We start from the raw sequence: 12,504 nt of genomic DNA on the forward strand, positions 1-12,504 counted from the left end.
GGCGGTCCCCGACACGTGTCGGGGACCGCCCGCCAGGAGCGTTTCCGACGGCTTCGGCGACGGCCGGAGCCGCACGTCCCACCGCCTCTCGATAGGGTCGCAGCCATGTTCGCCGTGAGCGCCGTACGCATCAGCCCCGAGGACCCGCTGTCCGGTCTCGAGCTCGGGGAGCGACCCGAGCCCGGCACCGAGGCGCCGCTGCCGCCCGGCTGGACGACCGTCACCGTCAAGGCCGCCTCGCTCAACCACCACGACCTGTGGAGCCTCAGGGGCGTCGGCATCACGGACAAGCAACTGCCGATGGTGCTGGGCTGCGACGGGGCCGGCGTCGACGAGGACGGCAATGAGGTCGTCATCCACTCGGTGATCGGCGGACTGGGCACCGACGAGCCGCGCTCGATCCTGACCGAGAAGTACGACGGCACGTTCGCGCAGAAGGTCGCCGTCCCGCGCTGGAACCTGCTGCCCAAGCCGGAGGAGCTGTCCTTCGAGGAGGCGTGCTGCCTGCCGACGGCCTGGCTCACCGCCTACCGCATGCTCTTCACCAATTCCGGTGTGCGCCCCGGCGGGACCGTGCTGGTGCAGGGCGCGGGCGGCGGCGTCGCCACGGCCCTGGTCGTGCTCGGCAAGGCGGCCGGGTACCGGATGTGGGTCACCAGCCGGGACGCGGCCAAGGGCGAGCGGGCCGTGGCGCTGGGCGCGGACCGCGCGTTCGCGTCCGGCGAGCGCCTGCCGGAGCGCGTGGACGCGGTGATGGAGACGGTCGGCGCCGCGACCTGGAGCCATTCGGTACGCAGCCTCAAGGCCGGCGGCAGCCTGGTCATCTCGGGGGCGACCAGCGGCTCCGACCCGTCCCGCGGGGAGCTGACCCGCATCTTCTTCCAGGAGATGCGCGTCGTCGGTTCGACCATGGGCGACAAGGACGAACTGGCCGGGCTGCTCAGCCTGTGCGCGAACTCCGGCGTGCGCCCGGTGATCGACACCGTGCTGCCGCTCGACCGGGCCCGCGAGGGATTCGCCCGCATGGCCGACGGCGAGCAGTTCGGGAAGATCGTCTTCACCGTCTGAGTGCGGCGGCGCCCTACCCTGGTGCGCCTACCCTGTCGTCGGCGGACACGCCCGCCCGGGTCCGGCCCGGCAGCCGGCAAGCAGTACGGAAGGACTCTGGATGGAACTGGGCCGACGCCGCTTCCTGGCCCTCGGCGCGGGGACCGGCCTCGCGGTCGCGGCGGGCGGGACGCTGTCCGGGTGCGGCGGCGACTCGCCCAAACTGCGGTCCGGAGGCACGCTCGTGGTCGCGCTGCCCGAGTACCCCGCGCTGCTCAACCCGGCCCAGGGCGTCTCGGAGGAGGCTCGCTGGATCGCCGACGCGGTCGTCGAGCCGCTGTACCGCTACCGCGAGGACACGACCCTCGAACCGGTGCTCGCGGCGGCCGACCCGCAGGTCTCGCCGGACGGCCTCGTGTGGACCGTCCGGCTGCGGCAGGGCGTGGTGTACGCGAACGGCGCGCCCTTCACGGCCGAGTCCGTCGCGGCCTGCCTGCGGCGTGTGTCCGCCCGCGAGACCGCCGGGGAATGGGCGCCCTACCTGGCCGGGCGCATCACGACCGCGACCGCGGCCGACCCGTCGACCGTACGCATAGAGCTGCCAAGGCCGTTCGGCATCCTCCGCCAGTTCCTCGCCTGCCTGCCGATCCCGCACGAGTCGTCGCTCGCCGACCCGCAGGCCCTGGTCGGCACCGGCCCCTTCCGCGCCGAGGCGATCACCCCCGGGCAGACGGTCAGGCTGGTCCGCAACGACCGCTACCGCGGCGCCGAAGCGCCGCTCGACGCCCTGGAGTTCCGCGTCGTCGCAGCTCCGGCGGCCCGGGTCGCCGACCTGAAGGCCAAGCGTGTCGGCATCGACCCGCGCCTTGCCGCCGACCAGCTCAAGCCGCTGCAGGGGGTCAAGGACATGCAGGCACACGCGGTCTCCTCGCCGCTGGACCTCGTGACCGCCTTCAACATGCGCCGAGCGCCGTTCGACGACATCGCCGTACGCCGCGCGCTGGCCGCCGCCACGCCCCGCAAGCTCGTGCGCGACCAGGACTTCAAGGCGTTCGCGGTGCTGGGCCAGGGCCCGATCGGCCCCACCACCGAAGGATGGGACCCGACGTACACGCCCTACCCGGAGGCCGTCGACGCCGACCGGGTACGCGTGCTGCTGGGCGAGTCGGGCCGCTCCGGCCCGGTCGACTTCACCGTGCTGCTGCGCGCCGGCGACGGGCTGCTCAAGCCCGCCGAGACCATGGCCAAGCAGTGGGGCACGTTCGGGCTGCGCGCCAAGGTCGAGGAAGTGGACCCGGCGGTGTGGCGGCAGCGGCGCGGCGCGGGGGAGTTCGACCTCGCTATGTCGCTGCGCCGGCCGGCGTACGCGGTGGGCCGCACCGCATTCGACGTACTGGCCCCCGCCGCGTCCGACCACCCGGACAACACCGGCTACCGCAACCCGGAGATCGACCGGCTGCTCGCGGAGGCGTGGTCAGTCGGCGAGGCGACGCGCCGCGCGAAGCTGTGCTCGCTCGCCAACGAGATCCTGGTGCGCGACGCGGTCATGGTGCCGGCGGTGTACCCGCGCTTCCTGACGGGGCAGGCGCGTTCGGTCGAGTCGATCGACGAGAAGCAGATGGCGCTCGGCAGGCTCGAACTGACCACCCTGCACCTGCGTTCCTGAACCGTCGCGGCGAACCGCCGGGCGGTGCCGGGGGCTTGGGCCGCCCGGCATGGGCGCGCCGGACCTGTCACTCCTCCGGGCCGTCGCCGCGCCGCCGGGTGTGGCACGCCGGTGGCAACCGTGCGGCCGGGATATCTTCTGATCATGTCTGGCCAGGACGTTCCGCCCGCTCGTCAACACGCCCGCCGCCGCCTCGTCTTGGGTGCGGCGGCCGCCGGTGCGGGATTCTTCCTGCTCGGGCGGGGGGCCGAGCGCGCGGGCGGAAATCCGGTCGGCCACGCCTCGGGGCCGTCGGGCCCCGGTCTCGCGCTGCCGTCCCGGCCCGGCCTCGTCGCGGCCGAGAACGCCCGTGCGGGCAGCGCCGGTTGGCGGCTCGGCGGGAAGACCGCGAGCGACGCCGCGGGGCAGATCAAGGGGTTCGCGACCGAGGCGGGCATTCCGGTGGGCGGCCGACTGCGGCTGAAAGTGTCGGTCGACCGCGACCAGCCGTTCTCGATCGAGGTCTACCGGCTGGGCCACTACGGCGGTACCGGCGGCAGGCTGGTGACCCGGGTCGAGGGTGTGCCGGGCCGCCGCCAGGAGCCGCCCCGGCTCGACAAGCGCACCGGCCTGGTGGTGTGCGACTGGGACGTCTCGTGGGAGACCGAGATCCCGGCGGACTGGCCCGGCGGCGCGTACGTCGCGGTGCTCACCAACGCCGACGGGTTCCGCAACCACGTGCAGTTCACCGTCACCGAACCGGACCGGGAGGGCGACTTCCTGGTGGTGATGCCGGTGACGACATATCAGGCGTACAACGAGTACCCGGTGGACGGCGAGACCGGCCGGAGCCTCTACTACGGGCAGGACCCCTCGACGCGGAAGGCCAAGGCGAAGCTCAAGGCCAAGATCGTCTCCTTCGACCGGCCCTACGCCGGGAGCGGGCTGCCGCAGCTCTTCGACCTGGACCACGGCTTCATCCGCTGGGCCGAGGAGCGCGGTTACGACCTGGTCTACGCGACCGGCCTCGACCTCCACGCGGGCCGCGTGGACCCGTTCCGCCACAAGGCACTGGTCTTTCCCGGCCACGACGAGTACTGGTCCCAGGAGATGCGGGACGTACTCGAGGCGGCCGCGGCGGGCGGTGTCGGCCTCGCGTTCCTCACCGCGAACAACGTCTATTGGCATGTCCGCGTGCACGCGTCGGCGTCCGGCGTGCCCGAGCGCCTTGTGCGCTGTCACAAGAATGCCAACTCGTCGTCCGATCGCGCCGCCCCCGGGCCGACCGTGCGCTGGCGCGACCTGCACCGCCCCGAGCAGGAGGTGCTGGGGGTCCAGTACGCCAGCGTCGTGAAGGGCGCGCACCCGCTCGTGGTCCGCGAATCCGGGCACTGGTTCTGGGAGGGGACCGGCGTGCGCGACGGCGACGCGCTGCCCGGACTGGTGTGGGGAGAGGCCGACCGCAGGTTCGGCGGAACGGCCTCGCCGCGCGGCGAGTCGGTATTCGTCGCCGAGTCGAACTACACGACGTCGCGCGGGAGTTCCGGGACCCAGCAGAGTGTGCTGCACCGCAACCCGTCGGGTGGCCTGGTGTTCACCGCGGGGACTTTCCGGTGGCCTCAGGCACTGGGCGACCCGCGCTTTCCGGACCCGCGGGCGAGCCGCGCGACGGAGAATCTCTTCCGTCGCCTCCTGGAGCGCTGACCCGGCCCGCGGGTCCCCGCGGTGCCCCGGGGGAACGGCGCGGAGCGTACCCGCAACCCGCACGGAATCCGTGTCGGCCGGGTTGCGGAACCGGGCAAAACGGAGCCGCCGAGTCCGGGCGTCGGCCGAATCGTTACATCATCAACACCTCCATGCCGGTACCTCCCGATGGCAGGCTAAGGGCGCTGCTCCCTGCACGGCGTCCCGTCCACGATCGGTGGAGGCACGATGCACGTTGCGCGACCCCCCGGAAGCACAGGCCCCGCGAACGCGACAGAAGGCGCGACCGAACCACCCCCGCCCACCGCGGAACCGCTCGACGCGGACTGGTCCGGTCCGCGCGCGACCGATCCCCCGGTGCCCGGCTCCGTGTTCGTGGCGGGCGCCCGGCTGGGCGTCCCCGACGAGGCGCTGCCGCGGCCGGGCGAGGAAGGCGCGCACACCCGCCTCCTGCGGCGCGGCGCACGGGCGCTGCTGGAACGCCTGCCGCAGCTGACCGACCGGTTGGCCGCAGCGCTGTACGAGCACGAGGCCTCGTACCGCGAAGGGGTGGTGCCGCAGGACGAGGTGTGGCAGGGCTGCCACGAGTCGCTGCGCAGCGCGCTCCTTGCGCTGACCGCGCCCGACGGCGAGGGCAAACCCAGCCCGCACACCTGGCGGCACGGCCGGCGCCGCGCCGAGCAGGGGCTGCCGCTGGACGCGCTGTTGCACGCGTACCGCATCGGCGGGGTGATCGTCTGGCAGGAACTCGTCGAGACCACCATCGAGCGCGAACCGCAGGACGTGCACGAGCTGGTGCACGCCGCGACCGCGGTGTGGACGGTCGTCGACAACCACTCGACCGTGGTCTCCGACGCCTACCGCAGCGTCGCCAACGAGCTGACCAGCCATCACCACGAGCGTACGCGCGCGCTGTTGGACGCCCTGCTCGACGGCCACGCGGAGGCCTCGGACGTCGAAGCGGCCTCGGCGGTGCTCGACCTGCCGGAGGACGGCCGCTACGCGGTGGTGATGCTGCGGCACGCACGACCGGGCACCGGGCAGCACGACGGACCGCGCCCGTCCGGTGCCGACGGGGCGCACCTGCTGTGGCGCTCACGCGCCGACGCGGAGTTCGCGGTCGCACTGCTCTACAAGGACGCGGCCGAGGACAAGGTGCTCGGAGGGCTCGCGAAGACTCTTCGCCCGGGCGGGAGTTCGCGGGCCGGCATCGGACTCGTCGTGGACGGCCTGGCGGAACTGGGACGGGCCCGGCGCATGGCCGAAATCGCGCTGCGCACCTGTGCGGCCGACGGCGAGATCGCGCGACTGGACGAGCGGCTGCCGGCCGCGATGGTGGCGTGCCAGTCGGACCTGTCGGGCGTGCTCGCCACGCGCACCTTCGGGGCGGTGTTCGCCCTGGACCCGGTCGACCGCGACCTGCTGCTCGGCACGCTCGCGGCGTGGTTCGACGCGGGCGGTTCGGCGGCCCGGGCGGGCGCCCGGCTGTTCTGCCACCGCAACACCGTGCTCAACCGCCTGCGCCGGCTGGAGCAACTCACCGGCCGGGACCTGGGGTTGCCCCGCGATCTTGTGGAGCTCGGGTTGGCCTTGGACGCGTACCGCATCGCCGGCCCGTGAACCCGCCGGTCAACGGCGTGGACCGGGGCTGTCGCCCGGCGCGGCGAAAGGAGGCTGATTGTGGGCACTCACAAGGTTCGGCGCGCTCCGCCCGAACGTGCTGTGCGGCTGCACAAGCCCGCGGCGGCGCGGTTGGTCCGGTGCCCTGTTCTGCCTTGTGTGTATGGACCTTGTATGCCGCCACGTGTTGTGGTGTCGGTCACTTCACGGCTCTGAGGGACAAGTCCGAGGAAGGAGGCAGGATGGCACGGGCGGAGCAGGACCCTCCGCAGGGGAGAAACCCCGCACCCAAGACGGGCGGGGCAGCCCCCCGATCTCCGCAGGAAGGCGCGCTTGTCGTCGACAGGCTGCACGTCGCGTACGGGCGCTCAGTGCAGGCGCTGCGCGGCGTGAGCGTCGTGGTGCCCGCGAGCGGCATCGTCACCGTGCTCGGTGCGAACGGCGCCGGCAAGAGCACGCTGCTGCGGGCGATATCGGGGACACTCTTCCTGCACTCAGGAGCGATCGAGGGGGGCTCGATCACCTACCGCGGGCTCAACCTGCGCGGAAAGGACTCCGCCGCCGCGGTACGTGCCGGGATCGTGCAAGTGCCGGAGGGCAGGCGGGTGTTCGCGGGGCTCTCGGTTGCGGAGAACCTGCAGGCCGGGCTGCTGGGGACCGGCGGCCGCAGGTCCGCACGGGCCCGCGAGGCGCGCGAACGCGTACTCGAACTGTTCCCGGTGCTGGGGGAACGCGAGAGCCAGCAGGCCGGGCTGCTGTCCGGTGGCGAGCAGCAGATGCTCGCGATCGGGCGCGCCCTGATGGCAGGTCCCAAACTGCTGCTGCTCGACGAGCCTTCGCTCGGCCTGGCGCCGCAGATGGTCGGCCGCATCGCGACCGTGGTCCGGGACATCGCCCGGCAGGGCACAGCCGTTCTGCTGGTCGAGCAGAACGCCGCCGTCGCGCTCGATCTCGCCGACACCGCCTACGTGTTGGACGTCGGCGAGGTGCGCCTGAGCGGCGACGCCAAACAACTCGCGGCCACCGACGAGGTGCGCAGGCTGTACCTCGGTGAGGCCGACCACGCCGACGCCGACGCCGACCACTCCGTGACGGCCGCGACGGCCGACACCGCCGCCGCGGACGGCACCGGCCCCGTCGGTCCCGGACCAGCCGCCACCGGCACCGCCGAGACCGCCGCCGCGGTCCCGGCGGCCACCGGGCAGCGCGCACCGCTGCGGAGGTGGCGGGGATGACGACTTCCGGAGTTTCCGCCGCCCAGGTGCAGGACCCCGCGGCGCACGCCGACGAGGCGGTCCCCGAACTGGTCGTGCGAGCCGTCACGGTGCGCTTCGCGGGCCTGGTCGCACTCGACGCGGTCAGCTTCACGGTGTCGCCCGGCAGCATCCACGCGGTCATCGGCCCCAACGGCGCCGGCAAGTCGACGTGCTTCAACGTGCTGTCCGGCGTCTACCGCGCCGACCGCGGCACGGTGCACCTCGGCGACCAGGAGTTGACCGGCCTGCGCCCGGACCGCGTCGCGCGGTTGGGCATGGCCCGCACGTTCCAGAACATCGTGCTCACCCAGGGCACCGTCGCCGACAACCTCATGCTCGGCCGACACGTGCTGACCCGGTCGGGCTTCGCCTCCACCGCGCTCAGCCTGCCCGGTGCCCGGCGCGAGCAGCGCCGGCACCGCGAACGCGCCCGCGAGATCGCCGAATTCCTGGACCTGGGACCGGTGTTCGACGCACCGGTCATGCTCCTGCCGTACGGCGTGCGCAAACGCGTCGAGATGGCCCGCGCCCTGTGCATGGAGCCCAAGGTGCTGCTGCTCGACGAACCGGTGGCCGGCATGAACGGCGGCGAACGCAAGCGCACCGCCGAGGCCATCGCCGCGGTACGCGACAGCCTCGGCATCTCGATCGTGATCGTCGAGCACGACATGGGCCTGATCATGCGGCTCGCCGACGAGGTGACCGTGCTCGACTTCGGACGCCGCATCGCGGGCGGGACGCCCGACCAGATCCGCCAGGACCCGGCCGTGATCCGCGCGTACCTCGGCACCGGGAACGAGGACGAGGACGGGGACGAGGCCCCGGGCCCCGTCGCGGGTGCGCCCGCACAGCCGGCACCACCCGTACAGGTACAGCGAGAGAACGAGGAGCGGCAATGACCAAGCTCTCCGAGATCGCCCTCAACGGGCTCGCTCTCGGATCGGTGTACGCCCTCATCGCCCTGGGCTTTGTGGTGATCTTCAAGGCCTCCGGGGTGATGAACTTCGCGCACGCGTCGCTGCTGCTGCTCGGCGGCTATGTCATCGCCAAGCTGCACGAGGACCTCGGGTTCGCCCTCGCGGTGCTGGTCGGCGTGGCGGTGACCGCGGTGGCGGCCGGACTGATCGAAGCCCTGTTCATCAGGGGGCTCGGCAAGGTCGAGCTGCACGTACTGACGATCCTCACCATCGGCATCGACATCCTGCTGACCACCGAACTGGTGCGCCGCATCGGGTCCGACAAGCTCTCGCTCGGCGACCCGTGGGGCGGCGACGCCGTGACGATCGGCGACGCGACCGTGGCCAAGGCCCGCATCGCCGCCATCATCACGGCGGTCGTGCTCATCGGGATCTTCTTCGCGGCCTTCCGGTTCACCTCGTGGGGCCTGTCGATGCGCGCCGCGTCCGAGGACCGCGAGGCGGCCGCGCTGATGGGCGTGCGCATGAAGCGCGTGCAGCTGATCGCCTGGTGCATCGCCGGCGCGCTGGCGGCCGTCGCCGCGGTCTTCCTGACCGCGTCGCCGACGCCCGGGCTCGACCGGACCACGGGGCTGGTGGCGCTGAAGGCGTTCCCCGCGGCGGTGCTCGGCGGCATGGACTCGGCGCTGGGCGCGCTGATCGGCGCCATGCTGATCGGTCTGAGCGAGGCCCTCGCGGCGGGCTACCAGAGCGACCTGGACGCCCTCGGGGGCGGCGTCTCCGGGGTCGCACCCTACGTCGTCATGATCCTCATCCTGCTGTGGCGGCCCACCGGGCTGCTCGGGTCGAAGGAACTGAGCCGTGTCTGACCTCCCCGCGGCGGACCCGGCCGCCAAGTCCCCCGACTCCGCGCGCATTCCGGTGACGCGTCCGCCGACCGGCGTGCTCCTGCGATACCTCCTGATCGTCGCGGTGCTGCTGGTGATGGCCGCGATGCCCTACTACCTGACCGACTTCTGGCTGCTCACCGGCCTGTTCGCGATGGCCGCGGCACTGGGGGCGATCGGGCTCAACATCCTCTCCGGGACCACCGGGCAACTCTCCCTCGGACACGCCTTCTTCCTCGCGGTCGGGGCGTACGGCTACATGTTCTTCTCCGGCGAGTCCGGCCGCAGCGGCACCCACGACATCAACGGGCTGGGCCTGCCGCCGACGGTAGCGCTCGTGCTCGCGGTGCTGTTCGCGGGTGTGGTGGGCGGCATCTTCAGCCCGATCTCCGGGCGGCTGCGCGGCATGTACCTGGGCATCGCGACGCTCGCGCTGGTCTTCATCGGCGAGCACGTCATGATCAATGCGCACAGCGTCACCGGCGGCTACAACGGCCGCGCGGCCGAGCCCATGGAGTTCTTCGGGTTCACGCTGTCCGAGCGCGACCCGGACGAACTGAAGGTGCTCGGCGTCGAGTTCGGAGCGTACGAACGCCTGTGGTACCTGGCCCTGGTGCTGCTCGTCGTCGGCATCCTGCTGGCCCGCAACCTGCTGCGCGGCCGCCCCGGGCGGGCGCTGGGCGCGGTACGCGACAGCGAGATCGCCGCCGCGGTCATGGGCGTGCCCGTCGCGCGCTACCGCTCGATGGCGTTCGTGGTCTCGTCGATGTACGCCGGTCTCGCCGGCGTGCTGCTCGCCCTCATCTTCGGCCGCGTGATCCCCGAGTACTTCGGGCTCGCCCTGTCGATCGACTACCTGGCGATGATCGTCATCGGCGGGCTCGGGTCGGTCGGCGGCGCGGTCGCGGGCGCGGTCTTCGTGACCGTCCTGCCCCAACTCTTCGCGCACTACGCCGCCTCGCTGCCCTTGGTGGTCGAGTCCGGCGGCGACGGCGTCGGCCCCACCGAGGCGGCGCGATACCTGTACGGCGCGGCGATCGTGCTGGTGCTGCTCTTCGCTCCCGGCGGGCTGGCCGGGCTGGCGAGGCGGCGCCCGCGTGCACCGAAACCCTCAGCGCGTGTCCCGGCCCGTTCATGGTCCCGGTTCCGTTCCCGTTCCCAGGAGCCCCAAGGAGCAGTCTCGTGAAGTCACGCAAGGGCACCAGAACCGCGGCAGCGGTCCTCGCCATCCTGGCGTTGACCGCCACCGCGTGCAGCAGCAAGGACGACGACGACGAGACGACGAACCCGCCAGCGGGGGCGTCCGGCTCGTCCGGCCAGGTCAAGACCGGTGCCGGCGTCACGGCCTCGGAGATCAAGGTCGGCGAACTCACCGACATGAGCGGGCCGTTCGCGCCGCTGGGCAAGAGTGTCACCAACGCCGAGGCGCTCTACTTCAAGCAGATCAACGGGCAGGGCGGCATCTGCGGCCGGCAGGTCAAGCTGGAGGTCAAGGACCACGCCTACGACCCGCAGAAGGCGCGGACCCAGTACACCGAGCTGTCCGGCAACGTCGTCGGCATCTCGCAGCTCATCGGTTCGGCGATCGTCACCCAGCTCCAGGACGACATCGACCGCGAGGGCATCCTGACGCTGCCGCAGGCGTGGCCGTCCACGCTGCTGGGCAAGAAGACCATCCAGGTCACCGCGACGACGTACGACGTCGAGATCATCAACGGCGTCTCGTACCTCAAGCGGACCGCGAACCTCGCGGCCGGCGACAAGGTCGGCCACATCTACGCGGACGACGAGTTCGGGGCGAACAGCTTCGCGGGCGCCAAGTACGCGGCGCAGGCCGCCGGCCTGTCGCTCGTCGAGCAGAAGATCAAGCCCACCGACTCCGACATGACCGCGGCCATCACCGCGCTGAAGTCGGCGGGGGTCAAGGCGATCATCGTGAGCGCGAGCCCGCGTCAGGTCGGCCCGATCATGGCCACCTCCGAGGCCGCGGGCCTCAAGGTGCCGGTGCTCGCCCACTCGGTCGGCTTCCACCCGCAGCTGCTCGCGATCCCGGCGGTCGCCGGGGCCATGGAGCAGCGCCTGCTGGTGACGAGCCCCGTGCCGTCGATCAACAGCGAGCTGCCGACGCTGACCAAGCTGGTCGCCGACTACACGGCGGAGTACCCGGGACAGCCGATCGACCAGGGTGTGCTGTCCGGCTTCTCCACGGCCGCCATCTTCGGTGAGGCGCTCAAGGGTGCCTGCCAGGCGGGCGACCTGACACCCGCGGGTGTCGTGGCCGCGCACCGCAAGAACGCCTCACTCGACCTCGGCTACGGCGCGAAGCTGGACTTCTCGTCGCCGGACAAGCCGCCGTCGTACCAGACGTACATCCTGAAGGTCGACAAGAGCAAGGCCAGTGGCCTGGCGACGGTCGAGCAGGCCTTCGAGGCGCCTGAGGCGAAGACGTACACGCTGCCCAAGGCGGGCTGAACCGCACCGCGGCGCGGGCGGGCGGACCGTTCCGCCCGGTCGTGACGCGGTGACTGTGGGCCGAACCCCCCGGGGTTCGGCCCACAGTTGCGTCCGGGATCGCCGTGCTCCGTCGGGATCGCCGTGTTCCCTCGGGCGCCCGAACTCCGGTCGCCCGTCAGGCGGGACGCAGGAGGACGACGCCGACCGGCCGGTGCGGTGCGGCGGTTCGCAGCTCGGTGGAGCGGATGTGGGCGAGCAGCCCGTGCGCGCCGACGTCCTCGAGGAGCCGTACGGTGTCGGGCCACAGCGCGGCCGGCAGCGATTCGACCGCGCCGCCGTTGAGCAGGACCAGGGTGTGCACTCCGCGGCACCCCGAACTGCCCCAGGTGGCACCGGCGGCGGCCGAGGGCCGGGCACCCGCGGCATGGCGCGTACCGCCGGGGTCGCTGACCGCGCGCACCGTCGTGTCGCGGCGGATGAGGACCGTGCCGGGGCCGAGGACCAGGTGGTCGAGGCGGCCTTCGGTGAGGCGTACGGCGACCACCGACGCGGTCGGTGTGCCGTGCAGCGCCAGGTCGCAGCGCCCGCCGTGCAGCGCCGCGGTCTCCGCGATGGCGTCGGACAGGCAGTCGGCGACCGGGCGTTCGGGCCGGTCGACGAGCCGGGTCAGCAGGTGCGCGCCCAACCGCCGGATGTACCAGCCCGTTCCGTGCCCGCAGCCCTCGACCGAGGTGCGGTGTACGAAAGCGGTCGTCGTCACCACCGCGGCCTCCGGTGTGGCCAGCGCGAACACCCGGTCGCGGCGCCGCGACCGGGCGTCCGCGGGCGACACGGCCGCCTCGTCGCGGAACGGGTCGCGTACGCCCGTCCCCTCCCCGCCCGCGTCGCCCGGACCGCTGGAGTTCGAGCCCGGGTCGGTCACCACCTCGACATGCACGGTGATCAGTCTCGGGGAGGCGGCCGCCCCGAGGCAG

At 72.5% G+C, this 12,504-nt stretch carries 10 protein-coding genes; 9 read left to right on the forward strand and 1 reads right to left on the reverse strand.

Annotation, left to right across the window (positions count from 1 at the left end; translation table 11 throughout):
• The first annotated feature begins 105 nt into the window (after positions 1 to 105).
• From AB0C36_RS01075 to AB0C36_RS01115, 9 genes are all read left to right on the forward strand, one after another.
• Positions 106 to 1,068, forward strand: a complete 963-nt coding sequence (locus AB0C36_RS01075; protein WP_358347323.1) for a zinc-binding dehydrogenase — start codon at positions 106 to 108, stop codon at positions 1,066 to 1,068.
• A 100-nt stretch (positions 1,069 to 1,168) separates the two neighbouring features.
• The gene (locus AB0C36_RS01080; RefSeq protein WP_358347326.1) at positions 1,169 to 2,713 is read left to right on the forward strand and encodes an ABC transporter substrate-binding protein; all 1,545 of its coding nucleotides are present in this window, start codon (positions 1,169 to 1,171) and stop codon (positions 2,711 to 2,713) included.
• 144 nt (positions 2,714 to 2,857) lie between these two features.
• The gene (locus AB0C36_RS01085) at positions 2,858 to 4,396 is read left to right on the forward strand and encodes a N,N-dimethylformamidase beta subunit family domain-containing protein (protein ID WP_358347329.1); all 1,539 of its coding nucleotides are present in this window, start codon (positions 2,858 to 2,860) and stop codon (positions 4,394 to 4,396) included.
• 228 nt (positions 4,397 to 4,624) lie between these two features.
• Entirely contained in the window at positions 4,625 to 6,016 is a 1,392-nt protein-coding gene (locus AB0C36_RS01090) for a PucR family transcriptional regulator (protein WP_358347332.1), read from the forward strand.
• 242 nt (positions 6,017 to 6,258) lie between these two features.
• The gene (locus tag AB0C36_RS01095; protein WP_358347335.1) at positions 6,259 to 7,251 is read left to right on the forward strand and encodes an ABC transporter ATP-binding protein; all 993 of its coding nucleotides are present in this window, start codon (positions 6,259 to 6,261) and stop codon (positions 7,249 to 7,251) included.
• Positions 7,248 to 8,171, forward strand: coding sequence for an ABC transporter ATP-binding protein (locus AB0C36_RS01100; protein ID WP_358347338.1), 924 nt, complete (start codon positions 7,248 to 7,250; stop codon positions 8,169 to 8,171). The genes AB0C36_RS01095 and AB0C36_RS01100 overlap by 4 nt, the downstream gene beginning before the upstream one ends.
• The gene (locus AB0C36_RS01105) at positions 8,168 to 9,058 is read left to right on the forward strand and encodes a branched-chain amino acid ABC transporter permease (protein ID WP_358347341.1); all 891 of its coding nucleotides are present in this window, start codon (positions 8,168 to 8,170) and stop codon (positions 9,056 to 9,058) included. Before AB0C36_RS01100 ends, AB0C36_RS01105 begins: the two co-directional genes overlap by 4 nt.
• A complete protein-coding gene (locus AB0C36_RS01110) occupies positions 9,051 to 10,262 on the forward strand; it encodes a branched-chain amino acid ABC transporter permease (RefSeq protein ID WP_435838956.1) in 1,212 nt (403 codons plus the stop codon). Before AB0C36_RS01105 ends, AB0C36_RS01110 begins: the two co-directional genes overlap by 8 nt.
• Positions 10,259 to 11,548, forward strand: coding sequence for an ABC transporter substrate-binding protein (locus tag AB0C36_RS01115; RefSeq protein WP_358347344.1), 1,290 nt, complete (start codon positions 10,259 to 10,261; stop codon positions 11,546 to 11,548). Before AB0C36_RS01110 ends, AB0C36_RS01115 begins: the two co-directional genes overlap by 4 nt.
• A gap of 157 nt (positions 11,549 to 11,705) precedes the next feature.
• Here AB0C36_RS01115 and AB0C36_RS01120 read toward each other — a convergent pair whose 3' ends face one another.
• Positions 11,706 to 12,467 carry a hypothetical protein gene (locus AB0C36_RS01120; protein ID WP_358347347.1) on the reverse strand — a complete coding sequence of 254 codons (762 nt, stop codon included), beginning with the start codon at positions 12,465 to 12,467 and terminating at the stop codon, positions 11,706 to 11,708.
• Positions 12,468 to 12,504: the final 37 nt, after the last annotated feature.

The organism is Streptodolium elevatio (genome assembly GCF_040649515.1).
In the GTDB taxonomy this organism is placed as follows: domain Bacteria; phylum Actinomycetota; class Actinomycetes; order Streptomycetales; family Streptomycetaceae; genus Yinghuangia; species Yinghuangia elevatio.